Origin of the sequence: Lysinibacillus sp. FSL P4-0201, assembly GCF_038593425.1 — a bacterium.
Taxonomy (GTDB): domain Bacteria; phylum Bacillota; class Bacilli; order Bacillales_A; family Planococcaceae; genus Lysinibacillus; species Lysinibacillus capsici.
On record NZ_CP151995.1, the window covers coordinates 1,886,688 to 1,909,689 of the forward strand.

The 23,002-nt window shown below is 40.1% G+C and carries 24 protein-coding genes; 17 read left to right on the top strand and 7 right to left on the bottom strand.

The window, feature by feature from the left end:
- The first annotated feature begins 56 nt into the window (after positions 1–56).
- Genes MKY76_RS09180 through MKY76_RS09190 form a run of 3 tightly spaced genes read left to right on the top strand, consistent with a single transcriptional unit; the run spans position 57 to position 3,968 of the window.
- Positions 57–1,325, top strand: coding sequence for a cytosine permease (locus MKY76_RS09180; protein WP_288580393.1), 1,269 nt, complete (start codon positions 57–59; stop codon positions 1,323–1,325).
- Positions 1,322–2,425: a DUF917 domain-containing protein gene (locus tag MKY76_RS09185; RefSeq protein WP_257961294.1), complete on the top strand. Its 1,104-nt coding sequence runs from the start codon at positions 1,322–1,324 to the stop codon at positions 2,423–2,425. The genes MKY76_RS09180 and MKY76_RS09185 overlap by 4 nt, the downstream gene beginning before the upstream one ends.
- Positions 2,418–3,968, top strand: coding sequence for a hydantoinase/oxoprolinase family protein (locus MKY76_RS09190; RefSeq protein ID WP_342557692.1), 1,551 nt, complete (start codon positions 2,418–2,420; stop codon positions 3,966–3,968). The genes MKY76_RS09185 and MKY76_RS09190 overlap by 8 nt, the downstream gene beginning before the upstream one ends.
- Before the next feature lie 17 nt (positions 3,969–3,985).
- On the opposite strand, the gene MKY76_RS09195 is transcribed toward MKY76_RS09190, so the two are convergent.
- Positions 3,986–4,660 (bottom strand): HAD-IA family hydrolase, encoded by a 675-nt coding sequence (locus MKY76_RS09195; protein WP_342557693.1) that lies wholly within the window; start codon positions 4,658–4,660, stop codon positions 3,986–3,988.
- A 6-nt stretch (positions 4,661–4,666) separates the two neighbouring features.
- Positions 4,667–4,900: a hypothetical protein gene (locus MKY76_RS09200; RefSeq protein WP_016994653.1), complete on the bottom strand. Its 234-nt coding sequence runs from the start codon at positions 4,898–4,900 to the stop codon at positions 4,667–4,669.
- A 190-nt stretch (positions 4,901–5,090) separates the two neighbouring features.
- On the opposite strand from MKY76_RS09200, the gene MKY76_RS09205 reads away from it, so the two are divergent.
- The 11 genes from MKY76_RS09205 (at position 5,091) to ptsP (ending at position 15,718) form a co-directional block, all read left to right on the top strand.
- On the top strand, positions 5,091–5,867 hold the full coding sequence (locus MKY76_RS09205; RefSeq protein ID WP_066037439.1) for a hypothetical protein: 777 nt from the start codon (positions 5,091–5,093) through the stop codon (positions 5,865–5,867).
- On the top strand, positions 5,864–6,220 hold the full coding sequence (locus tag MKY76_RS09210; RefSeq protein ID WP_048390347.1) for a GntR family transcriptional regulator: 357 nt from the start codon (positions 5,864–5,866) through the stop codon (positions 6,218–6,220). The genes MKY76_RS09205 and MKY76_RS09210 overlap by 4 nt, the downstream gene beginning before the upstream one ends.
- A 9-nt stretch (positions 6,221–6,229) precedes the next feature.
- A complete protein-coding gene (locus MKY76_RS09215) occupies positions 6,230–6,937 on the top strand; it encodes an ABC transporter ATP-binding protein (RefSeq protein ID WP_066037440.1) in 708 nt (235 codons plus the stop codon).
- A gap of 87 nt (positions 6,938–7,024) precedes the next feature.
- Positions 7,025–7,945 carry an ABC transporter ATP-binding protein gene (locus MKY76_RS09220; RefSeq protein WP_009370928.1) on the top strand — a complete coding sequence of 307 codons (921 nt, stop codon included), beginning with the start codon at positions 7,025–7,027 and terminating at the stop codon, positions 7,943–7,945.
- Positions 7,923–8,864, top strand: a complete 942-nt coding sequence (locus MKY76_RS09225) for an ABC transporter permease (protein ID WP_342557694.1) — start codon at positions 7,923–7,925, stop codon at positions 8,862–8,864. Before MKY76_RS09220 ends, MKY76_RS09225 begins: the two co-directional genes overlap by 23 nt.
- Before the next feature lie 178 nt (positions 8,865–9,042).
- Entirely contained in the window at positions 9,043–10,986 is a 1,944-nt protein-coding gene (gene nagE / locus MKY76_RS09230) for an N-acetylglucosamine-specific PTS transporter subunit IIBC (RefSeq protein WP_342557695.1), read from the top strand.
- An 88-nt stretch (positions 10,987–11,074) separates the two neighbouring features.
- Complete coding sequence (nagA, locus tag MKY76_RS09235) at positions 11,075–12,244, top strand: N-acetylglucosamine-6-phosphate deacetylase (protein ID WP_342557696.1); 1,170 nt, start codon at positions 11,075–11,077, stop codon at positions 12,242–12,244.
- Between the two features lie 66 nt (positions 12,245–12,310).
- On the top strand, positions 12,311–13,021 hold the full coding sequence (locus MKY76_RS09240; RefSeq protein WP_328011839.1) for an SIS domain-containing protein: 711 nt from the start codon (positions 12,311–12,313) through the stop codon (positions 13,019–13,021).
- Between the two features lie 20 nt (positions 13,022–13,041).
- A complete protein-coding gene (locus MKY76_RS09245; protein ID WP_103117861.1) occupies positions 13,042–13,746 on the top strand; it encodes a glucosamine-6-phosphate deaminase in 705 nt (234 codons plus the stop codon).
- The gene (locus MKY76_RS09250; RefSeq protein ID WP_004229305.1) at positions 13,743–14,009 is read left to right on the top strand and encodes an HPr family phosphocarrier protein; all 267 of its coding nucleotides are present in this window, start codon (positions 13,743–13,745) and stop codon (positions 14,007–14,009) included. The genes MKY76_RS09245 and MKY76_RS09250 overlap by 4 nt, the downstream gene beginning before the upstream one ends.
- Entirely contained in the window at positions 14,006–15,718 is a 1,713-nt protein-coding gene (gene ptsP, locus MKY76_RS09255) for a phosphoenolpyruvate--protein phosphotransferase (protein WP_342557697.1), read from the top strand. The genes MKY76_RS09250 and ptsP overlap by 4 nt, the downstream gene beginning before the upstream one ends.
- A 40-nt stretch (positions 15,719–15,758) precedes the next feature.
- Here the strand turns inward: ptsP and MKY76_RS09260 are convergent, their stop codons facing one another.
- Together MKY76_RS09260 and MKY76_RS09265 are read right to left on the bottom strand one after the other, a co-directional pair.
- Positions 15,759–16,430 (bottom strand): HAD family hydrolase, encoded by a 672-nt coding sequence (locus MKY76_RS09260; RefSeq protein WP_342557698.1) that lies wholly within the window; start codon positions 16,428–16,430, stop codon positions 15,759–15,761.
- Positions 16,431–16,500: 70 nt separating this feature from the next.
- Positions 16,501–17,268, bottom strand: coding sequence for a sporulation protein (locus tag MKY76_RS09265; RefSeq protein ID WP_054550900.1), 768 nt, complete (start codon positions 17,266–17,268; stop codon positions 16,501–16,503).
- A 111-nt stretch (positions 17,269–17,379) separates the two neighbouring features.
- Between MKY76_RS09265 and MKY76_RS09270 the strand changes: the two genes are divergently transcribed.
- The 3 genes from MKY76_RS09270 to MKY76_RS09280 all read left to right on the top strand — a co-directional run bounded on the left by MKY76_RS09270 (position 17,380) and on the right by MKY76_RS09280 (position 19,407).
- A complete protein-coding gene (locus MKY76_RS09270) occupies positions 17,380–18,234 on the top strand; it encodes a LysR family transcriptional regulator (RefSeq protein ID WP_131519859.1) in 855 nt (284 codons plus the stop codon).
- 76 nt (positions 18,235–18,310) lie between these two features.
- Entirely contained in the window at positions 18,311–19,045 is a 735-nt protein-coding gene (locus MKY76_RS09275; protein ID WP_131519860.1) for a sulfite exporter TauE/SafE family protein, read from the top strand.
- A 41-nt stretch (positions 19,046–19,086) separates the two neighbouring features.
- Complete coding sequence (locus MKY76_RS09280; RefSeq protein WP_004229297.1) at positions 19,087–19,407, top strand: YnfA family protein; 321 nt, start codon at positions 19,087–19,089, stop codon at positions 19,405–19,407.
- 44 nt (positions 19,408–19,451) lie between these two features.
- On the opposite strand, the gene MKY76_RS09285 is transcribed toward MKY76_RS09280, so the two are convergent.
- From MKY76_RS09285 to MKY76_RS09295, 3 genes are all read right to left on the bottom strand, one after another.
- Positions 19,452–20,216 (bottom strand): class I SAM-dependent methyltransferase, encoded by a 765-nt coding sequence (locus tag MKY76_RS09285; RefSeq protein ID WP_131519861.1) that lies wholly within the window; start codon positions 20,214–20,216, stop codon positions 19,452–19,454.
- A gap of 261 nt (positions 20,217–20,477) precedes the next feature.
- A complete protein-coding gene (nhaC, locus tag MKY76_RS09290) occupies positions 20,478–21,854 on the bottom strand; it encodes a Na+/H+ antiporter NhaC (protein ID WP_131519862.1) in 1,377 nt (458 codons plus the stop codon).
- 101 nt (positions 21,855–21,955) lie between these two features.
- Positions 21,956–22,720 (bottom strand): TSUP family transporter, encoded by a 765-nt coding sequence (locus tag MKY76_RS09295; RefSeq protein WP_066037452.1) that lies wholly within the window; start codon positions 22,718–22,720, stop codon positions 21,956–21,958.
- Between the last annotated feature and the right edge of the window lie 282 nt (positions 22,721–23,002).

Here is a 23,002-nt window from a genome sequence, read left to right on the forward strand (position 1 = left end):
TACCTATCTTCTATAATTAAAAACATTAATCCATCACCAAATAAGGAGGGAGTCACATGCAAAATGAAAATAAAGGTCAATCTTGGTATAGCTTAGGCATTATTTGGGCTGGTGCCATGATTTGTATTCCCAGTTTATTAGTCGGTAACGCACTGATTACCAATATGAGTTTATCAAAGGCACTGGCTGTTGCTTTTGTAGGCTATGCTATTGTCGTGATCATCATGATTTTGCAAGGCATGCAAAGCAGTGATTTAGGAAAGCCCACTGTCCATATAGCAGGACAAGTGTTTGGAAAAAAGGGCTCTCGTACAATATTATCCATTATCTTAGCTATTGCTTGTTTAGGGTGGTTTGGCATTCAGGCCAATGTGTGTGGCGTAGCCTTAGCAAACTTATTAGCAATCTATCATTTGAATATACCCATTCCAATCGCTTCATTCATTAGTGGTATGGTTATGGTCGTATCCGCACTTTATGGGATGAAGGTGTTGCGTATTTTAAGCTATATCGCCGTACCATTGCTCGTCATCATTTGTCTGTATGGTTTAGGTCAAATATTAACTGGTGAGCAACTACAGCTCGTTCGGGATTATCAGCCACAGGGCAATATGAGCTTTATGGATGGTTTAGCTGTAACGATTGGGTCCTTTGCATTAGGGGCTGTTATCGCGGGTGATTATTCGCAATTTTCAAAAAATCGTTCAGACGTTTTCAAAGCCGCTACATTAGGGATTATTCCTGCAGGGGTGCTAATGATTGCTGTGGGAGCTGTCTTAACGATTGCCTATCAAACAAGTGATATTACAGCAGTCTTTCTGCATATCGCAACACCCTTTATTGGTGGAGTGGGTCTGATTTTAGCAACATGGAAAACTAATTTGGTCAATGCAATTTCAGGTGGAATTGCCTTAATTAATGTATTTGATGTTGCTAAAAACAAAGAACGATTAGCCATAGGTGTGGCGGGTACAATTGGCACAATCTTAGCCGTTGTAGGGATTTTAAATTATTTTACACCTATCATGTCAATTTTATCGGCGATGATTCCGCCTGTTGCAGGGGTGATGATTGCTTCCTACTGGGTCATTCATAAAGGCAAAACAGATAGCTGGCAGGAAGTTGAAGGGGTCAATCGATTAGGTGTATTTTCTTGGCTAGTAGGTGCTGTAATTGCCTGTATGCCAGTGGTATTTTCCTTATTCCCTGCATTGCCAGCGCTACCAAACCAACCGATGATTGGCATCATTATTTCATTCGTGATTTATTATGTTGGGTATCGTGTATCTGTACAAAAAACGGTCATATTGGAGGAACATAGATGAGATATTTAGATCAGGCAGCTATTGAACATATTGCCATAGGGGCAGCATTTTTAGGAACAGGTGGGGGAGGAGATCCCTATATTGGAAAATTAATGGCGCTTTCTGCTATCGAAAAAAATGGCCCTGTAAAGTTGTATTCAGTGGATGAAATTGCGGATGATGATTTTTTCATTCCAGCCGCAATGATGGGGGCACCATCAGTTTTAGTAGAAAAATTCCCACGTGGCGATGAGTTTGTTAAGGTTTTTCAAAAGCTTGCCCAATATTTGGGAAAAGAAAAAATTGCAGGCACCTATCCAATGGAAGCAGGTGGGGTCAATTCGATGATTCCTATTGTAGTAGCAGCACAGCTTGGCTTACCATTGATTGATTGTGATGGCATGGGGCGTGCATTTCCGGAATTACAAATGGTGACATTCCACTTAGATGGGATTTCGGCAACGCCAATGGCCATCACTGATGAAAAAGGGAATATTGGTATTTTTGAAACCATTGATAATAAATGGACCGAGCGTATCGCCCGAACAGCAACAGTAGAAATGGGCGCTAGTTCTTTAGTGAGCCTCTACCCAACAACGGGTGCGCAAATTAAACAAAGCGGTGTTCATCATATAGTGACGCTTTCCGAAAAAATCGGTGAAATTATTGCCTCGAAAGATCAAGAGGTGAACGATAAGCTACAAAGCCTTTTAAAGCTTGCAGAAGGATATGAGCTTTTCCAAGGAAAAATAGTGGATGTTATTCGTGAAACGAAGGGTGGCTTTAACCTAGGTAAAATGAATCTTGAAGGTATTGAATCTTATAAAAATGATCAAATGAAGGTTCATTTCCAAAATGAAAACTTATTAGCTGAGAAAAACGAGCAGGTTATAGCGATGACACCAGACTTAATTTGTTTGGTGGATTATGAAACTTTATTGCCTGTTACAACAGAGAGCTTAAAATATGGTAAACGTGTGCGTGTGATCGGCTTACCAGCACATGAAAAATGGCGTACAGCAAAAGGTATTGAAACAGCTGGACCCAAATATTTTGGCTATGAATATGAGTATACGCCAATTGAGGAATTAGTGAAAAAGGAGGTAGCAGAGCATGTATAAAATTGGAATCGATGTAGGTGGAACAAACACAGATGCCATCCTTTTAGATCATAATAGCCAGCTTATTTACAGTGTGAAATCACCAACAAGCTTAGATATTAAAACAGGGATTGAAAAGTCACTGCAACAATTACTAGAGGGTGCAAATATTGACAAAACAAAAATTACTCATGCGATGTTAGGGACAACACAATGCACCAATGCCATTGTTGAACGTAAAAAGCTAGCAAAGGTTGGTGTCATTCGACTAGGTTATCCAGCGACGGCTTCCGTACTCCCTTATACAGCTTGGCCAGCGGATATGATTGATAAATTATCTGGTAATTATGCCATTGCCCATGGTGGTTATGAATATGACGGCCAATTATTGAGTGCGCTTGATCAACAGGAAATTACAAAACTACTAGAGGAATGGCGTGGTCAAGTAGAATCCATTGCGATTGTTGGTGTCTTTTCCTCTATTAAAAATGATCAAGAATTGCAGGTTCGTGAATGGATTCAAGAAGTCTATGGCGAGGAATTCCCAATTTCCTGCTCCTCATTAATAGGTTCAGTCGGGTTAATAGAACGTGAAAATGCTACGATTCTAAATGCTGCATTATGTAAGGTGATTGAGACAACAACACAGGGCTTTGTACAGGCGTTACAAGCGGAAGGCATTTTTGATGTAGAGGTGTATCTATGCCAGAATGACGGTACATTAATGTCTATCGACTACGCCAAGCAATTCCCAATTTTAACAATTGCCTGTGGACCAACAAATAGTATCCGTGGAGCATCGTATTTATCCCAAATTCAAAACACAATGGTATTGGATGTTGGGGGTACCACTTCAGATATCGGTGTATTACAGGATGGTTTCCCGCGAGAATCCTCGGTCGCAGTTGAAGTGGGAGACATTCGGACAAACTTTAGGATGCCAGATATTATTTCAGTCGGACTTGGCGGGGGAAGTATTGTTCGTGTGAACGGCAACAAAATTACAGTCGGGCCGGATAGTGTAGGCTATAAAATCAGTGAGGAGGCCCTTGTTTTCGGTGGCTCGACCTTAACGACAACAGATATCGCTGTCCGTTTAGGCTTAGCAGATGTAGGTGATTCCACGTTAGTGGCACATATTGATGAAGCCTTTGCCAAAGCCGTTCAAGAAGAAATTTCTTCGTTACTAGAACAGGCGATTGATAAGATGAAAACTTCCTCAGAGGATGTGTCATTAGTCTTAGTAGGGGGCGGTGGTATCATTGTGCCAGAAAAGATTCGGGGCGTTTCCACAATTGTAAAATCTGAATACGGTGGTGTTGCGAATGCCATCGGAGCCTCGATTGCACAAATTAGTGGTCAATATGAGCAAATTTATATTTATTCCAAAGAACCGCGTGTGGAATCCTTAAAGGATGCACAAAACAAGGCTGTGAAACAAGCCGTATTAGCAGGTGCTCTTGAGGATACCATTGAGCTAGTGGAAGTAGAAGAAACACCTCTCGCGTATCATCCAGAAAATGCAACAAGATTGAAGGTAAAAGTAGTAGGGAAAATGGTGTAACAGTCAAAGGAAGAGTCCTAGTTAAACAGGGCTCTTCCTTTTATTAATTGCTCAAATGAATGAATCACTGCATCAGGTTTAATGTCAGTAGGATTCGTGAGCCGATGAGGATTGTACCATATGCCCTTCATCCTTGCTCGCTGACAACCAGCAATATCTTTTGCTAAGTCATCCCCAACGAATAAGGCTTCATTTGGCTGAACTTGTAGCTGATGTAGAGCTAATTCAAATATGCGTTTGTCAGGCTTAGTTAAGCCTACTTCCTCCGAAATAAGAATAATATCAAAATAGCTAGCTAAACCTGTATGTGTGATTTTAGCCTTTTGTCGCTGTGTAGAGCCGTTTGTGATAATGCCAACTTGTACTTGCTTCTTAATCGTTTGGAGAACCTTCAACATATGTTGATCGATAGAAAAGCAATATGGAAACTGCTGATCCCAAAAATCTTGCATGTCATGGCGAGGTAATTGAAAGGTTGATGGAAACGCATCAAAAAACGATGATAAAACATTGGTTTTAACGGCAATCCCATAGTCTCTTTTATCGTATTCCTTAAATTTTTCCAGCATGTCCTTTTTGAGCATACCCTGAATAGCACCATAGTATTTTTCCAAAATAATATAAAACAGGTTATCGACAGCATGATCTCGATTAAGTAAGGTATCATCTAAATCAAGTAGTATCGCTTTCAACGAGCTTCATGTCCTTTCTTGCTCATCAAGAGGTTTTCGTTTATGTTTTTCATTAATAATTTTTTTGTTTAGGATCGTAACCTTGCCAACCATGAGCAACCTCATATCTTCCACAATATACTTAGCTAGCTCTTCGTCCGATATGTCATCTCCATCAATATCAAGGCGAAAATCCTGCCCTTGTATGCCACCACCATTGGTAAATTCAATTTCAAAATCAAAGACAACTCTTTTATCCATTCAAGTACCACCTTACGCTTAGTGTTAGAGTGCTATCCATATATTCTGTGTTTAATAGGTGAATACCTTCTTTGAGCATAAGCGTAATTGTTGAGTAAACAAAATTTCCTTTTTCTTGTATTTGCCACTTGCCAACAAAAAAGTCATAGTGTAATATGTAACTAGTACACTATGACACGAGGTGTTGTGATTGAAAAGCTTTACAGGACTTTTAAAAAAAGAATGGGTACTTTATCGCTCATGGTTTCTAGTAGGGATATTTATGGGACTTATGCTATCTTGGATCGTTCCCTATATCTTACATCAGTATGTCGATCTCTTTGCACATGAGCATCAACTAGCATTTGCATTTACGATGCTCGTCCTTTTTCTAGGTGGATTCTATTCTATCTTACAATTTTTAGCATCGATGCGTTTGGATATTAAAGCAAAGGAGAGCTGGCTCCATTCAACAAGCTCTATCACAAAGCTTATCGGAGCAAAATTGGTTTGCTCATTAGTAGGTTATGTCCTCTTCACTATCCTTTTCACTAGTATAGCCATTTTCAATATTAAGGATGAGCTGATCGCGAGCGCTGGACAAATTTTATTAGTTTTAGTAATAATTGTTATTATATTGATGATTTTACAATTAATGCTATTTATCGTTCTTTTATTCTTTTTAGCTTTTTATTTGCAATTGAAGCGCATAATAGGTCGTTTTTCAATTGTGCTGACAATGATTGTGTTTTATGTAACCACAGCTGGTTGGGCGCGGGTAACGGAGAGTCAGCTGTATCGAGCGATCTTCCTCCATGGGGAAGTTTCGCTTCAAAACATCGAACACTATCTACCAAAAGCGAAAGAAATGACGATGGAATGGATGCTTGGCTCGATATATGTCGTTGAGGAAATAGCCATTACGTTATTATTACTACTGCTGTTTTTAGCAGCATCGAAGTGGCTTGAAAGGGTGGTTTTACGATGACGATGGATTTTTCGCGTGACAAACCCATTTATAGCCAGCTTGTCGATCGAATTTGTGGAGACATTTTGAAGGGGAAGTTGGAGCTAGGTGATCGACTTCCCTCCGTTCGAGAATATGCAGTAGAAACAGGTGTCAATGTCAATACGGTGCAACGTGTATACAAGGAGTTAGAGGCAATGAATATAACGGAAACCAAACGAGGACAGGGTACATTTATTACGAGCAATGAGGAGCGCATTGAGTTATTGCGAGAAGAGATGAAAAATCAGCTGGCTGAAAATTTTTTAACATCGATTGAGGCATTAGGCTTTTCGAAGGAAGAGATGCTTGTGGTTTTGAAAAATAAAGCGTGAGGTGAAGGGATGTTACAGCTATCAAATGTATCTTTTCAATATAAGAAAAAGCCAGTTTTACAGGATCTATCCTTCTCCTTTCCGATTGGACAAATCATTGGACTAGTTGGAGAAAATGGTAGTGGTAAATCTACGCTTATGAAAGTTTTAGCTGGTTTACTGCGACCCACTGCTGGTGAGATCACACTAGAGGGTAAGCCAGTCACACGTAGAAGTGCTGACAAAATTGCTTATTTACCAGATACAGATTTGTTTTTTGAGTACTACACGGGTGAACAGCTTTTCCAGCATTATGCTTCGCAATTTGAAGATTTTTCCTATGACAAAGCCTGTATCGTCGCACAATTTTTACAGGTAGATACGCGCACAAAGCTACGCCAATTATCAAAGGGTAATCGTGGTCGTATGAAAATGGCTGCCACCCTTGGACGAGAGGTTCCTTATTATGTCATGGACGAACCATTTGCTGGGCTAGACCCAATTGTGAGAGAGCAGTTGATTAAAGGCTTAATTCAATTTACGGACATCGAAAATCAAACGATTTTGCTATCCACACATGAATTATATGAGGTAGAGCCTATTTTAGATCAAATTATTTTATTGCAGGCAGGATCAATCATGGCCTACGAGAATGTGGAAACATTACGCGATGTGGCTAATAAGGATGCAGTTGAGTGGATGAAAGGGTTTTATCGTCCTTCAGTAAAAGACAGCTAAAGGTGAAGAAAGAATCGTCAATAAAGCAATGTTGTCGTGCCAGACTGCATAATGCTCAGGCGAAATAGATTAGAAAGGGTGAAAAATATGACAGAACCGATTGTACAATTGCAAAATTTATCGAAAACTATTCGAGGAAAGCAATTAATTCAACAGTTAAACATTGATTTATATCCAGGCCAAATTACAGGATTTTTAGGACCGAATGGAGCGGGGAAAACAACAACAATCCGAATGATGACAGGGCTTATGCATCCAACAGAGGGCAATGTCATCATCGACGGGCTTTCACTGAAGGAGCATTACGAGGAAGCCATTAGTAAGGTTGGTGTGATTGTTGAAAATCCAGAAATGTATAAATTTATGTCAGGCTATAAAAATTTACTACATTTTGCACGTATGCATAAAAATGTAACAAAGGAACGAATTCAGGAGGTCATTCAACAAGTTGGGCTCGAAAATCGTATACATGAAAAGGTCTCTACGTATTCACTTGGTATGAGACAACGACTAGGATTAGCCCAGGCGTTATTGCACAGACCGAAATTTTTGATTTTAGATGAGCCGACGAATGGCTTAGACCCTGCTGGTATTCGTGAGTTTCGTATGTACCTGCGTAAGATTGCTTCAGAAGAGGGCGTATCCGTCTTTGTCTCAAGTCACTTGTTATCAGAAATTGAATTGATGTGTGATCGAGTGGCCGTGATTCAAAATGGGCAGCTAATTGATCTGCGCGATATTCACAATGAAAGCTCATCATTTTATTATGTGGAGGCACAGCCAAAAGAGCAGGTGTCTGCTTATCTGGAACAGTGTGACTTTAACTTTGTAGCAGAGAATCAAGGCTATGTGGTGGAAATGAAGAAAGAGGATGTCCCAGCTATGACTACACAACTAGTCCAAGCGGGTATTCAATTATTTGCTGTACAGCCACATCAAAAAACATTAGAGGATCAATTCTTAGAAATGACTGGAGGCGGACAAATTGCTGAAGCTAATTCAAAATGAGTGGATGAAATTATGGCATAAAAAAGGAACATGGGCAATGGTGGCCATGCTGATTGTTGTCATTCTTGTTCCTGCTGGAATCACCAAATATTATGAAGTAAAATCCCCGACGGAAGGCTCTTGGCAGGACATAGAGCAGGATGCCATTCAATCTTATAAAGAGACGCTAGCAGGTGAAGATTTAACGGAGGAAGATAAGGCATACTTTCAAGAGCAGATGGCTATTTCTGAATATCGTTTAGCGAATGATGCACCAAGTCAAAAAGATAGTAGTCTTGCAAGCTTTATGTCCTTTACAAGCGGTATGCTTACGCTTGTTACTTTATTTACAGTCATTACCGCAGCTAGTATTGTATCGAGCGAATTTTCAACAGGGACGATTAAAATGCTCTTAACGCGCCCAATGTCCCGTGCCAAAGTGTTAACGTCTAAATTACTGACAACATTCCTTTTTGGTTTGTTATTGTATGTGGTCAATGTTGTGGTAAGTGCCCTTATCGGCTTAGTCTTGTTCGGCATGGGAACAGGTGTGGAATTAGAAATGGTCAATGGACAGGTCGTTGAAAAGGCTGTATGGAGCGATTTAGCCTATCATTACCTATTATCTGGTGGCGATTTTGTGATGTCTACATTATTTGCCTTTTTGATTGGCTCAGTATTCCGTTCAAGCTCATTAGCAATCGGTTTAACGATGTTCCTTTCTTTTACAGGCGGCATGATAGTTATGTTCTTAAGCCGATACGACATCGTCAAATATATTTGGCTCACACATTCTGATTTAACACAGTATGAGCATGGTGGTGGCTCCATGATTGCTGATGTGACGTTACCCTTCTCATTAACAGTACTTGCTATATACGCAGTAGTTTTCCTTGTCATTAGTTATTCAACCTTTATGAAACGTGATGTCACGGCATAAGCTAAAGAAGAACTGTGCCCTAATTTTGGATTAGGGTGCGGTTTTTTTGTTTAACATCACGAAATATTAAAAAAGTATTTATTTTTTTTTGAATTGCGCCTATAATAATAGCAACTTAGTGAAAACGCTTTTTTTTTACTAAAGTGGTCTAGACAACTATACCAAAGGGGGATAATGAATGTTTGCTTTCTTACAAAAAATCGGTAAGTCGCTCATGTTTCCAATCGCAACATTACCAGCAGCAGCATTACTATTGCGTTTAGGTTCAGCGGATATGCTTGGGGCCGTACCGAATGAAGCCATCCAGTACATTGCTAGTATTATGGCCGCTTCTGGTAATGCTATACTAGGGAATTTACCAATTATTTTTGCTATCGGTATTGCGATGGGGTTTGCACATGATAGCAGTGGTGGCGCAGCTCTAGCAGGTGCGATTGCGCATCTTGTTTTAGTCGCCGTTTTAGGGACTGTTAACGAAGAATTAAATATGGGTGTGTTTGGTGGTATTATTGCCGGTATTACGGCAGGCTTATTATATAACAAATATTATAATGTAAAATTTCCAGAATGGTTATCATTCTTCGGTGGACGGCGCTTTGTACCGATTATTACGTCCATCACCATGGCAATTTTAGGTAGTATATTAGCAATTGTTTGGGGACCAATTCAAGGTGGTATTGATGCTGTCGGTAATTGGATGATCGGTGCAGGATCACTCGGCGTAGGGATGTATGGCTTCTTCAACCGTCTATTAATTCCAGTGGGTCTCCACCATGTAATCAATACAATTATTTGGTTTGATTTCGGTGAATTTACAAATGCTGCAGGCGAAATCGTGAAAGGGGATATCAACCGCTTCCTAGCAGGAGACACGACAGCTGGACATTTCCAATCTGGTTTCTTCCCAATCATGATGTTTGGCTTACCAGCAGCCTGTCTAGCAATGTATTTTGCGGCGAAAAAAGAAAAGCGTCCAATCGTTGGAGGGATGTTCGTTTCCATCGCTTTAACAGCCTTTTTAACGGGTGTTACAGAGCCTATTGAATTTTCCTTTATGTTCTTATCACCAGTTCTTTATGGTATTCATGCTGTATTAACAGGTATTTCATTGGCGGTGGCCTATCTCGTTGGATTCCGTGACGGCTTTGGGTTCTCTGCAGGCTTAATTGACTACTTACTCAACCTTGGTCTAGCAGATAAACCATGGCTCTTATTACCTTTAGGTTTAGGCTTTGGGGCGATTTACTTTGTGGTATTCTATTTCTTAATCAAAAAATTAGACTTAAAAACACCAGGACGTGAAGACGATGAGGATGAAGATGGCGAAGTAAATGCTATTGCTGATGATGTCGATTTACGTGCATATTATACAATTGAAGCATTAGGTGGAAAAGACAATATTAAGCAAGTGGATTATTGTACAACTCGCCTACGATTATTAGTACAGGATTCTGCTAGCGTCGATGAAAAAACATTGAAGCAAACAGGTGCAAGAGGAGTTATACGTATTAGTAAAACCAATGTCCAAGTAATCATTGGGACATCTGTTGAGTTTTTAGCTGAAGCCATAAAAGAACGTTTGAAAAAAGGCAATCCAGCACCAGCCGATGTAGGACTTCCATCAGCTCAGCCTGTCATGGAAGAAAAGGTGAAGAATGACACGATGACATTCCGTGATTTTGAAATGCCAATGACGGGTGATTTATTGCCTTTAACAGAAGTGCCTGATGAGGCATTTTCAGCAGGCTTGATGGGCCCAGGTTTCGGGATACGTCCGACAGATGGAGCAGTCTATGCACCATTTGATGGTCAAGTAGTGATGGTGTTCCCAACAAAGCATGCAATTGGCTTAAAATCTGATACGGGCATTGAAGTATTAATTCATGTTGGCTTAGATACGGTCAAACTAAATGGTGATGGTTTTGATCTGTTCGTTACAGATGGTCAAAAAGTTAAGCGTGGGGATACGTTATTAAAAGCAGACCTTGTACAGATTGAAGGGCAAGTACCTTCTGTTATCACACCAGTTGTCTTTACAAGTTTAATGGGGCAAGAGATTACACTTGAAAAGACTGGCTATCAACGAGCAGGCTCAACGAATATTATTACAATGAAGAAGTAACGACTAATGGGGCTGTTAGCGAAGGTATACAGAGGCAATGAGCTATTGCACACGGATGCCTATTCGACAGCCCTTGTTCAAGAAGGAGATGTTTTTCTTGAGTTTACTCATTCGAAATATCACAGTAGTGAATGGCAATGGACGAGATGAACAGGTAGATGTATGGATGAAGGATGGTAAAATTGCGCAAATTGCTCCTCAGCTTGATATCCACGATGTAGAACAGCTTGATGGTTCAGGGAAATTTTTATTGCCAGGATTTATTGATATGCACATTCATGGATCCGCTCAAATGGATACGATGGATGCTTCTGATGAAGGGCTTCATACGATGGCTCAATCCCTTTTAAAAGAAGGAACGACAAGCTTTTTAGCTACAACGATGACACAAAGCTATGTCAACATTGAACGAGCTATTGAAAATGTAGCACAGTTCCAGCCACAGCCAGATGAAGCAGAGGTACTAGGTATTCATATCGAAGGGCCATTTGTTTCAAAGCAGCGAGCAGGGGCACAGCCTCTTGAATATATTGTCGAGCTAGATTTAGATATATGGACAAAATGGCAGCAACTAAGTGGCCATAAAATTAAGCAAATTACGCTAGCACCAGAAGAACCGAATGGCATGGCAGCTGTGCAAAGTATTTCTGCTAGCGGTGTCATTGTTTCAATTGGTCATTCGGATGCTACCTTTGAGCAAATGCAACAAGCGGCTCAATTAGGTGCCACACAGGGGACACACTTATACAACCAAATGCGTCCATTCCACCATCGAGATCCAGGTGTAGTTGGCGGTGTCCTGCTGCTAGATGCGATTAAGGCAGAACTGATTGTTGATTTTATCCATATGCATGAAGGAGCGGTGGAAATGGCCTATCGCTTAAAGGGAGCGGACGGGCTTATTTTAATTACAGATGCCATGCGCGCAAAGGGAATGCCCTACGGAGCATATGATTTAGGCGGTCAAACAGTCCATGTGACAGAAGCAGGTGCCCATTTGTCAAATGGATCGTTAGCAGGCAGTATTTTAAAAATGGATCAGGCTGTACGGAATATGCATCACATTACGAATTGTACGCTGGAGGAGCTTGTCAAAATGTCCAGCTTTAATGCTGCTGAGCAATTGAAGCTAGGTAATAAGGGTCAGCTTAAACAAGGCTTTGATGCGGATGCAGTGATTTTAGATGAACATTTAAAGCTCCACCAAACGATTAAGGCGGGCAAGGTCTTATATGATGCAAATTCAAGTGGACAATAGTTACTAATATGCAGCAGGTATACAAACATCTTGCATGAAACGATGGAAATGAAAAGGTGATAGAACATGAATACCTATTTTCAACAAGTAAATCGATATTTAACAATGGTGGCACAGCAGGAAAGCAACCAACTTATGCATATTGCCAAGCAAATTGTTAAACGTCTCACAAAGGGAGGCATTATCCAGCTCTTTGGCTCTGGTCATTCCATGCTATTAGCACAGGAATGTTACTATAGAGCAGGTGGCTTAGTGCCTGTCAAACCGATACACATAGAATCGTTAATGCTACATCAGGGTGCACGGCAATCCTCACAAAATGAAAAAAAACAGGCTTTTTTAACCACCTATAAGGATCAGCTGCAATTTGATGACCAAGATGTTTGTATCATCATTTCAACCTCTGCCAATAATCCAGTGCCCATTGATATGGCTATCTATGCAAAGGAAGCGGGCGCTTTGACTATTTCACTCCAATCACTGGAATATCAGCACCAGCCGTCGCGCCATCCGTCAGGCAAGCGTTTAGAGCAAGTAGTAGATGAAGTTTTGAATACACATGTGCCATTAGGTGATGGTGTGTTAACCGTTGACCAATTGCAATATGCCCCTGTATCAACGGTGTTAGGTGCGACTTTATTAAATGCTTTATTCGCTCAAATCATTGAGCTTATGCATGCACAGGGCACTAGTGTACCAGTGTTTGGTAGCAGTAATTTAGGGAAAACTAATAACGATGCGCTCATTGATCAGTATGGTCAGCGTATTCATTTCTAGGATACAAAGGAGGATATGTGGTGAAAGTAAAAAGATTTTCCTCAATGGATGATTTATATTCACATGCAGTAGCGACCATCGTTGAAGCCAAAAATAATGGCGCCACAACGTTCGGGTTAGCTACTGGTGGAACAATGGAACCACTATATGCTAAAATCTGTAAAACAGATATTGATTTTTCACATTGTATTAGCTTTAATTTGGATGAGTATGTTGGGCTTGAGGCAACTCATCAGCAAAGCTACGCCTATTATATGAACAAACATTTATTTAACCAAAAACCATTTTTAGCATCGTATTTACCAGATGGATTAGCAGTAGATCCTTTAGTAGAAACAGCTCGCTATGAAGGATTACTGCAACAATATCCCTTAGATTTCCAACTGCTTGGTATCGGTCAAAATGGTCATATCGGCTTCAATGAGCCTGGTACGTCATTTGCTTCTTTAACACATCTTGTAACACTCGAAGAATCTACTCGTCAAGCTAACGCGCGTTTCTTTTCATCCATTGACGAAGTGCCAACACAGGCATACACGATGGGTATTCAATCGATTATGCGGGCAAAATGCATTTTGTTACTCGCAGTGGGAGAAGCTAAGCGTGAGGTGTTAGAGCGTTTACTGGCATCTGATTATACAGAAGACGTACCTGCAACTGCTTTATCGAAACATCCAAATGTAATGGTTTTAACAGACTTACAAGAAGAGGAGAATAAATTATGAAAACACAACAATTTACAGTAGTCGATCCTTTAGGTATTCATGCACGACCAGCGAGCCAGCTTGTGGCAAAAGCAACACCATTTGCTTCATCTATAGAAATACGTACAGAAGAAAAAGCAGCTAACTTGAAATCAATCTTAGGTGTGATGGGATTAGCCTTAAAGCAAGGTTCACAATTTACACTTGTTGTAGAGGGGGAAGACGAAGAGCAAGCATTAGCAGCACTAACGACACTCATCACGGAAATGGGGCTTGCACAATGACACGACTCACTGGTATTGCCGCTTCAGACGGCATTGCCATTGCGAAAGCATATCGTTTCGTCCAACCAGATTTATCATTCGCTAAAACAACTGTTCATGATATCGAGGCAGAGCAGAAACGTTTAGCAGCCGCTCTTGCCAAAGCAGAGCAAGAACTGATTGTCATTCGACAGCAAACATTAGAAAAATTTAGTGCAGAAGAAGCCGCAATTTTTGAGGCACATTTATTAGTGGTTCATGATCCCGAATTAATTGGGCCTATCAATCAAAAAATTGCCGACGAAGCGGTAAATGCGGAGTATGCATTGCATGAAGTAACCTCTATGTTTGTGGCATTATTTGAAGGTATGGATGACGAATACATGAGTGCCCGTGCATCAGATATTAAAGATGTGACAAATCGCATATTAGCACATTTACTCGGAGTACATATTCCAAATCCAAGCAATATTAACGAACAGGTAATTATCGTAGCGAATGATTTGACACCTTCAGAGACAGCCCAATTAGATCGCAACTATGTTCTCGGTTTTATTACCGATATTGGTGGGCGTACATCCCATTCGGCCATCATGGCTCGTAGCTTAGAAATCCCAGCAGTCGTAGGGGCAGGGGTTGCTACGACAACAATTCAGGATGGCGATACTATAATTGTTGACGGTTTGACGGGTCAAGTCCTAGTGAATCCAAGTGCCGATGTGATTGCAGACTATCAGGAAAAGGCACAAAAATATCGTGTACAGCAGGCGGAATGGTCTACTTTAGTGAATGAGCAAACCGTTTCTAAAGATGGCGTGCATGTTGAGCTAGCGGCTAATATTGGATCGCCAAATGATTTGGATGGTGTATTGCGTCATGGAGCAGAGGGAATTGGCTTATATCGAACAGAGTTTTTATATATGGGCAGAGAAAATTTACCCTCTGAGGAAGAACAATTTACAGCGTATAAAACAGTCTTGGAAGGAATGAAGGGCAAGCCAGTTGTTATTCGAACACTCGATATTGGTGGCGACAAGCACCTGCCATATTTACCTTTGCAAGAAGAAATGAATCCATTCCTTGGTCACCGTGCCATTCGTCTATGTCTTGACCAGCAGGAGTTATTCCGCACACAATTGCGAGCACTACTGCGAGCATCTGTCTACGGAAACTTAAAAATTATGTTCCCTATGATAGCGACCATTCAAGAATTCCGTGCGGCTAAAGCCATTTTGCTTGAGGAAAAGGAAAAGCTGATAGCTGGAGGGGTTGCAGTAGGCTCTTCCATCGAGGTCGGGATGATGGTTGAAATTCCCTCGACAGCCGTAATGGCAGATATTTTTGCCAAAGAAGTGGATTTCTTCTCCATCGGTACAAATGATTTAATTCAATATACAATGGCGGCAGATCGGATGAATGAAAAAGTTTCTTATTTATATCAACCATATAACCCAGCCATATTACGTTTAATTCAAATGGTCATTAAAGCTGCCCATCAAGAACAGAAATGGGTAGGAATGTGTGGAGAAATGGCTGGCGATGAGCATGCTGTTCCACTATTGCTAGGCCTAGGCTTAGATGAGTTCTCTATGAGTGCTACGTCTATTTTAAAAACGAGGGCCTTGCTAAAGCAATTATCTGTCCCAGAGATGCAGACTTTAGCAACAGAGGCATTACAGCTAGCGACAGCTGAAGAAGTGCTGGAAAAAGTAAAGCAAGCTGTGAAATAAGATAGAACAAAAACCCATCTACTTATTGGTAGATGGGTTTTTAGCATGATGGGCTGAAAGAGTCAATGAATATCGGTATTTCTAATAAATCCTCCACGATGGCATCCGCTTGAACATGTTGCCATTGTTTATCTTTTTTCCAAATGCCCTTCATTCCCACATGTTGAGCACCTTTGACATCATTCACAGGATGGTCGCCGATAAAAACACATTCATGAGGAAGGACATTCAGCTTTTCGATGGCATTTAAAAACAGTTGAGGATCGGGTTTTTTCATTCCTGCCCATTCCGAAACTAAAATGACATCAAAATAATGTTCAATTGCTAATGCCTTTATATTGTCCATCTGAAAATGCCCATAGCCATTCGTAATCATGCCTAAAGCCAACTGATCCCTTTTCAATTGTTCTAGCATAGGGATAAGGTTAGGAAAAGGGACACAGCTATATTTAAATTCGTTTAGGTAATCTTGAAGAAGTTCTTCCCACGTAATATGAACAAGATGAAATTCTTCTACTAATTGCTGGTAGACGCAATCCTTCCAAACGTAGCCTCGCTTATCTAGTTGGATAAAGCGAGTTATATACTGTTCTTTTGAAATACTACCTAATACCGACTTTAATCGCTCATATTGCTGCTCAATGAAGAATTCGATAGATGCATCTCTATTTAATAATGTTCCGTCTAAATCAAATAATGCTGCTTTCATCACATCTTTTTCGCCCTCCTATTTGATCATAAAAAAAGTAGCTGAAGTTAGGCTTCAACTACTTTTTAGTTCATTAGGCATGTTTTGAAATGATTTGCTGAAGCTTTGCTTGTAGTGTCGGTAGGTCATGCATCGTAACCGTTGTGCGAACATAGCTTTCATCCATATCTAATGCTTCAGCAAAAAAGCTACCAATGCCTTTTACTTTGCGATCAATTTGCATGAAAATCTCTGCAGAATGGTTGGATTGAGAAAGGAAAACTAATTCAAGCTCATCTAAATGGCCTCTATATTGTCCAGTGGGTACAAATTCAAATTCCTGGACAAATGGATAGTAGCCGCGGAAGCGTGAAGGAGCTTGTTCACATTCAGCTTCACGTAAACGGAAACCTAATCCACGAATCGCATCTAATATATGACCTGCTAGTGCTGTTGGCTCGACACGAATATAATCCTTATCACTCGGATCGACCGCATTTTTAATATCAAGACCAGTTTGAATCCATACCTGTGTTTTACCTGCACTAATCGGTGTTTCAAATGGCAATGTTAATGAAATAGGGAAGATTTTTTCCTCGCCGGCGCCCAGTGTGAAAGGCTCTGTTACTTTGACCTTCTGCAGTGCGGCAACCTCTGTATGTTTGTGATCATTCGACTCACGGATATAGGTCGTATTGACGGATAGGTAAATCGTGTCGACCTGTTGCTCAACTTGACCGCCACGCACAATGATTTCACCCTGCATGACCTCTCCAGCACGATAAGTATCCTTCTCCAATCTTGTATCCACTGTCGCTGAACCTATACCAATACTTGCTAATGCTTTATGAAAAAAAGACATCTTTCATTCCTCCTACTGACATCGTTAGCTATACATACGCTTATGTTGAAAAAAGGTTTCAAGACTTACAAATTTTTCGTTATACTAGTTGAAAACGAAAGAGGGATGGCGATGGAGACAGAGTGGCTACGCACATTTATAGTGGCAGCACAAACTGAAAACTTTCGAGAAACAGCTGAAAAACGATTTATTACACAATCGACTGTAACGAAGCATATCCAGCATTTAGAAATGGCATTGCAAACCCCATTATTTGATCGACAGAGCAAACAGGTGACGTTAAATCAGCAGGGTGCTTATTTTCGTCTGCAGGCACAAAAAATCCTGTCCGCTTTAGATGAAGGGCTACAACAAATGGATTCCTTCGTAAAAGGCTACACCGCTAAGCTTACGATTGGCGTTGCTCCGCAAATAGCGAATTCAACATTACCAGCTATTATCACAGCATTCCAGCATCGAAAGCCCTCTACTCAGGTAGTGATAGAACTTTTAAAATCCAATGAAATTGGGGAAGCGGTATTTACTGATGTAATCGATATTGGCTTATCCAAATTAACCTCAACTCGTGAGCTTCACACAGTGATGCTCGCACAAGAACCATTGCATTTAATTGCTCCTATTGCTAAAAAGGAATATGATGCTTTCACCCTTTTACAGCAGGAAACGCTTTTCACACATGAATATGCGCCCTATTGGCAGGAAGTACAACAGGTGCTACAGCAATTTACTAGCCATCAAACAATGCATATTAATCAAACAGAGGTAATCAAGCATTTCGTCAAGCATGGTCTTGGTATTGCCTTGCTGCCTAAGAGTGTAATTGAACCAGATTGTCAGCAAAATCTTCTACATAGCTATTCAGTAAAAGAATTTTCTCATATTGTATCGGATACTTACTTGCTTACAAAGTATGTCTCGGCTGATTATGATGATTTTTTAGTAGCGTGTAATAGCGTGTATGGGTAAAGCCGTTTTCTGCACTGTTTATTCATAATGTTCCTTTATACTATTTTAGTATAAATAATAGATAGAGGGTGTTTAGATGTATAGTATATTGTCCACCATTAGTCAGTTTATTAGTGAACCGCTTACGCAATTTGTACAGGGCTATGAGCATTCTGCACTGATGATGGCCATTCTTCTTGGCTTGATAGGCGCCTTTGCTCCATGTCAGTTAACAGGTAATATGAGTGCCATTACATTTTACGGCAATCGAACACTTCAAAAGAGCAGTAATTGGCAAGAAATTATGTTTTTTATAGTGGGGAAAGTGTTTGTTTTTAGTGTGCTTGGCTTTTGTGCTTGGCTTTTTGGGCAATCATTTGAAACAAAGATGACCGTTTATTTTCCAATCTTTCGTCAGGCTATTGGGCCGATGATGCTGCTAACAGGGCTGGTGCTAATCGGTTTATTCAAATTAACCTTTCTACAACGTTTAACATCGCTGCTGCCGCCTGTAGTAAAAGAGGGGAAATTTGGCTCGTTCTTAATGGGCGCTAGTTTTTCTATTGCCTTTTGTCCCACTATGTTTGTTCTATTTTTTGTATGGTTAATGCCCCTTGTGGCAAGCACTTCCTATGGGTTGCTTCTACCTAGTATTTTTGGCGTAGCGACCGCTGTACCGCTCATCATCATGCTTCTGTTGATCTATGTCTTTGATGCCAAGCGTATTATCCTACGAAAAAGCATGAAGATGGGAAGAGCTATTCAACTAACAGCAGGTATCCTATTAATTTTAATCGGAATAACGGACACCATTACATATTGGAGTATGTAAGACATGTATAATAGAGTGAAAATGAGAAAGAGAGATACAGTATGATCGCTATATTATTATTTATTCTTGCAGGAATTGGTGAAATAGGTGGGGGCTATTTAATTTGGCTTTGGTTACGAGAGGGTAAACCATTTTATTGGGGCATTATTGGCGGTATTGCACTTGCTCTGTACGGTGTTGTTGCAACATTCCAGTCCTTCCCTACCTTTGGCAGAGTTTATGCAGCCTATGGTGGGGTATTCATCGTGTTATCTATTTTATGGGGGTGGGGCATTGATGGCAAAAAGCCCGATCATTTAGACTTTATTGGCGCAGGGATATGCTTAATAGGCGTCATTGTAATATTGCTGCCTCGCTCTTAGCATTGAAAAAAGGTTACTACAACAGAATAGTAACCTTTTGTAATCTATTTTTTACGAGCAATAAAGCGCAGACGATAATAATCAATGACCCATTCATTCTGTTGGAAACAAGTTGGCTTTAATAATTCCTCACATGTCGCATAAACCTGCTCTTTCTCATCAGCCTTTAAGTGCTGTAGAAGATTTTCACTAAACATGACCAACCAGTTGCGAAGCCCATCCTGCCCTTGAAGTGGTGTAGGGCGTTTATAGAGTGTGATATTCTCGACCTGAAAGCCTGCCTTTTCTAATTTTGATTGATATTCCTCGACGCTTGGAAAATACCAAGGGAAATAGTGGTCGATATAGGGAAATTGTAAAGTTTCCATACTTTTTTGCAGAGCCCAAATGATAGATGCAATATTGCCTTGTCCACCCATTTCAGCAACAAAGCGTCCACCGTTCTTCAGTGCACCATAGACATTTTCAATAACTACATCAGGTTCCTTCATCCAATGAAGTGCGGCATTGGAGAAAACGGCATCAAATTGCTGAGAAAAGTGCATCGCTGTAGCTTCCATCGTTTGAAAGTTAATGGCAGGATATTTTTGCTGAGCAGCTAAAATCATTGTAGCCGACGCATCTACTCCGAGCACAGAAGCTCCAAGTGCTGATATGTCATTAGCCAAATCTCCTGTACCACAACCCACATCTAAAATATGTTCATTTTTTTGCGGCGCTAGTAGATCGACTAAGCTTGTACCCAATTTTGACACGAAATCATGCTTTTCATCATATAAATGAGCATTCCATTTTGTTTTTGTTGTCATCCTATTTCATCTCCTTTAGTAGAGCATAGCAAAGGAGGTCATCCAACAGAAATGCGAAAAATCATGAATTTTGATTCCAAATTGGAATGATAGCTTTCTCTCCAACAGCTAGCTTTACACGCTATCAAATTTCCGATCCGATAAGGGATTAAAATTATTTTATACAACACATAGTCAAGGTAGTAAGAAATGGTGTTTCCATAAAAATTTTGAGTAAAATAAAAAGGTAGCTGGTGTTTTTTCAGCTACCTTTTGCTATGGTTAAAGCTTTGTTAATGTTTTGCCACTCCAGCCAAACAAGATCGTAAGAATTGGTCCAAGTAAACAGAAGAAGGTGAATGGTAGGTAATCCAGTGTGGAAATACCTAGAACACTTGCGATAAAAATACCACAAACACTCCAAGGCACAAGAGGGTTGACAACCGTACCTGCATCCTCCATGACGCGTGAAAGGTTTTTTGGTGCAAGCCCAACCTTTGCAAATTGTGCCTTAAAGGCCTCACCAGTTAATAGAATGGATAAGTACTGTTCACCGATCAATGTATTAACACCGATGCCGGTGATGGCAGCGCCTGTAATAACAGAACCAGCACTTTTAAATAAGCTTTCGACCTTCGCTAAAATGCTTTGAATAATGCCTAGTGTGAATAAAAGGCCACCCATTGTTAAGGCAAGTAAGACAAGCGCGATTGTAAATAGCATACTATTCATCCCACCACGAGTGAGCAAGGCATCTACCTCTTTATTACCAGTTTGAGAGACATAGCCATCAAACAGAATTTTGAAGACATCTGAAGCGGGAACTGGGTCAAGTAAAGAGCCAAGACCTACTCCAATAATGGACACAACAGCCAATGTAATGACTGCAGGTGCCTTGTAAAAAGTCATGATTACGAGAACAACAATTGGCAATAATGTATACCAATGAATAAGTCCTGTAGACAGTAAACCCCCTTTAAATTGCTCCACTGTCTCAAAGGATGTAGCAGCTCCTGTTGGGGAGATAATAGCATAGAGCACAAAGGAGATAAGAAAAGCAGGGATGGTTGTCCAGCCCATATTTTTAATATGCTCAAAAAGGTCTACACCAACTGTACCAGAAGCAAGATTGGTTGTATCGGATAATGGAGACATTTTATCACCAAAGAAGGCCCCAGAAACAATCGCTCCAGCTGTAATGGTTAGCGAGATATCCATAGCTCCGGCAATGCCCATAAATGCTACACCAACCGTTGCTACAGTTGTCAGAGAGCTTCCAATTGAAATACCAACGATACTACAAATTAAAAACACGATAGCAAAGAAAAAGTTTGGCGACACAGTTAAAAAGCCATAATAGATAAGGGTTGGGATCGTTCCACCCATAATCCAGCTGGAAATTAAAATGCCAATAAAAAAGAAAATAAAAACGGCGCCAAGTCCAGCGCTAGCACCAGCAATCATACCACCCTCAAGATCGCGAAAGGGTACTTTTTTCAGTAATCCATAAGCCAGTAAAAGGGCAATCACAAGAAAAATCGGGATATGCGGCGTAGCCTTTAAATAGCCAATACTATAAGCCATTATGGCGATAATTAAAATAGTGATAAAGCTTGCCTCAAGAAATCGAGGGTTACTCTTTGCTTCTATTCGAAACATGTGAATCCTCCTAATAAATACTTCTGCGCTTCAATGCGGTGAAGCCCAAAAGTATTATAGCACGCTAATATTTTTTGTCAATTGACTGAAAATTGGCGGTCTCAATGAAAGAAATAATCCCAGGCATTTTTCAAAATCAATAAACATGTCATGACAATAAAGATGACACGCATCATGCTCGTTCCACGCTTCAGCGCAAATTTGGATCCAAGGATTGCCCCAAAGATCATGACAAAGCCCATCGAAAAACCATAGAGAAAATGAACTTCTCCTAAAACTAAAAACATGATTAATGCCGCTAAATTTGAGGTGAAATTAAAAGCTTTCGCATTACCAGCAGCTTGGAGAAAATCATAACCCATCATTAATAGAATAAAAATAAAAAATGAACCCGTACCTGGTCCAAAAAAGCCATCGTAAAAACCAATAGCCGCAAATGCACCTATATAGGCTAAATGTTTGGCTGTACTAAGTACACGCTCTTGATATTGCTGTCCCCAATCTTTTTTAAACATTGTATAAGCAGCTACAAGGACGAGCATAACAAGCATAAGTGGTTTTAAAATAGCAGGGGACACAAGATGGACAGTAAAGGCACCGAGTAAAGACCCTACAAAGATAAAGGGGAGGATTTTTCCGATTTTCTTGATATCAACTTTACCTGCACGTAAAAAAGTTAGCATACTTGTACCATTACTAATGGTATTGGCCAGTTTATTTGTGGCAATGGCTGTACTTGGAGGTAAACCAACAGCCATTAATGCAGGTAAGGAGATGAGCCCACCACCTCCAACAATCGCATTTAAAAAAGATGCGATAAAAGCAAGTAGTAATAATATTGTGAGTGAAAGTAAATCAATATCCATAAATATGCTCCCATCTTTCCTCATTGCGTTTTAACATAGCGTACTGCGGAAGTCAAAAAATAACAATGAAATTCCAGCATTTTCATGTAAATTTCGTTTACAATTCCTTAACATTTCACAAGACAAACAAATAAGCAGAAAAAAGTTTATTTCAAGTATTTTTATAAAAATAAAAGAAAAAATGGTCATTTTTAAAGAAAAAATAGTGATTTTTAATATTTGATTTCCAACGTTTACAACTTGCGAAATAGCTTAAAAATAAATGTGGCAAATTTTATATTA

What these genes read in the sequence shown, in the direction of transcription:
- MKY76_RS09180 (WP_288580393.1), top strand. Translation starts at nt 57, where the DNA reads ATGCAAAATGAAAATAAAGGTCAATCTTGGTATAGCTTAGGCATTATT.
- MKY76_RS09185 (WP_257961294.1), top strand. Translation starts at nt 1,322, where the DNA reads ATGAGATATTTAGATCAGGCAGCTATTGAACATATTGCCATAGGGGCA.
- MKY76_RS09190 (WP_342557692.1), top strand. Translation starts at nt 2,418, where the DNA reads ATGTATAAAATTGGAATCGATGTAGGTGGAACAAACACAGATGCCATC.
- MKY76_RS09200 (WP_016994653.1), bottom strand. Translation starts at nt 4,900, where the DNA reads ATGGATAAAAGAGTTGTCTTTGATTTTGAAATTGAATTTACCAATGGT.
- MKY76_RS09210 (WP_048390347.1), top strand. Translation starts at nt 5,864, where the DNA reads ATGACGATGGATTTTTCGCGTGACAAACCCATTTATAGCCAGCTTGTC.
- MKY76_RS09215 (WP_066037440.1), top strand. Translation starts at nt 6,230, where the DNA reads ATGTTACAGCTATCAAATGTATCTTTTCAATATAAGAAAAAGCCAGTT.
- MKY76_RS09220 (WP_009370928.1), top strand. Translation starts at nt 7,025, where the DNA reads ATGACAGAACCGATTGTACAATTGCAAAATTTATCGAAAACTATTCGA.
- nagE (WP_342557695.1), top strand. Translation starts at nt 9,043, where the DNA reads ATGTTTGCTTTCTTACAAAAAATCGGTAAGTCGCTCATGTTTCCAATC.
- nagA (WP_342557696.1), top strand. Translation starts at nt 11,075, where the DNA reads ATGTTTTTCTTGAGTTTACTCATTCGAAATATCACAGTAGTGAATGGC.
- MKY76_RS09240 (WP_328011839.1), top strand. Translation starts at nt 12,311, where the DNA reads ATGAATACCTATTTTCAACAAGTAAATCGATATTTAACAATGGTGGCA.
- MKY76_RS09250 (WP_004229305.1), top strand. Translation starts at nt 13,743, where the DNA reads ATGAAAACACAACAATTTACAGTAGTCGATCCTTTAGGTATTCATGCA.
- ptsP (WP_342557697.1), top strand. Translation starts at nt 14,006, where the DNA reads ATGACACGACTCACTGGTATTGCCGCTTCAGACGGCATTGCCATTGCG.
- MKY76_RS09265 (WP_054550900.1), bottom strand. Translation starts at nt 17,268, where the DNA reads ATGTCTTTTTTTCATAAAGCATTAGCAAGTATTGGTATAGGTTCAGCG.
- MKY76_RS09270 (WP_131519859.1), top strand. Translation starts at nt 17,380, where the DNA reads ATGGAGACAGAGTGGCTACGCACATTTATAGTGGCAGCACAAACTGAA.
- MKY76_RS09275 (WP_131519860.1), top strand. Translation starts at nt 18,311, where the DNA reads ATGTATAGTATATTGTCCACCATTAGTCAGTTTATTAGTGAACCGCTT.
- MKY76_RS09280 (WP_004229297.1), top strand. Translation starts at nt 19,087, where the DNA reads ATGATCGCTATATTATTATTTATTCTTGCAGGAATTGGTGAAATAGGT.
- MKY76_RS09285 (WP_131519861.1), bottom strand. Translation starts at nt 20,216, where the DNA reads ATGACAACAAAAACAAAATGGAATGCTCATTTATATGATGAAAAGCAT.
- nhaC (WP_131519862.1), bottom strand. Translation starts at nt 21,854, where the DNA reads ATGTTTCGAATAGAAGCAAAGAGTAACCCTCGATTTCTTGAGGCAAGC.
- MKY76_RS09295 (WP_066037452.1), bottom strand. Translation starts at nt 22,720, where the DNA reads ATGGATATTGATTTACTTTCACTCACAATATTATTACTACTTGCTTTT.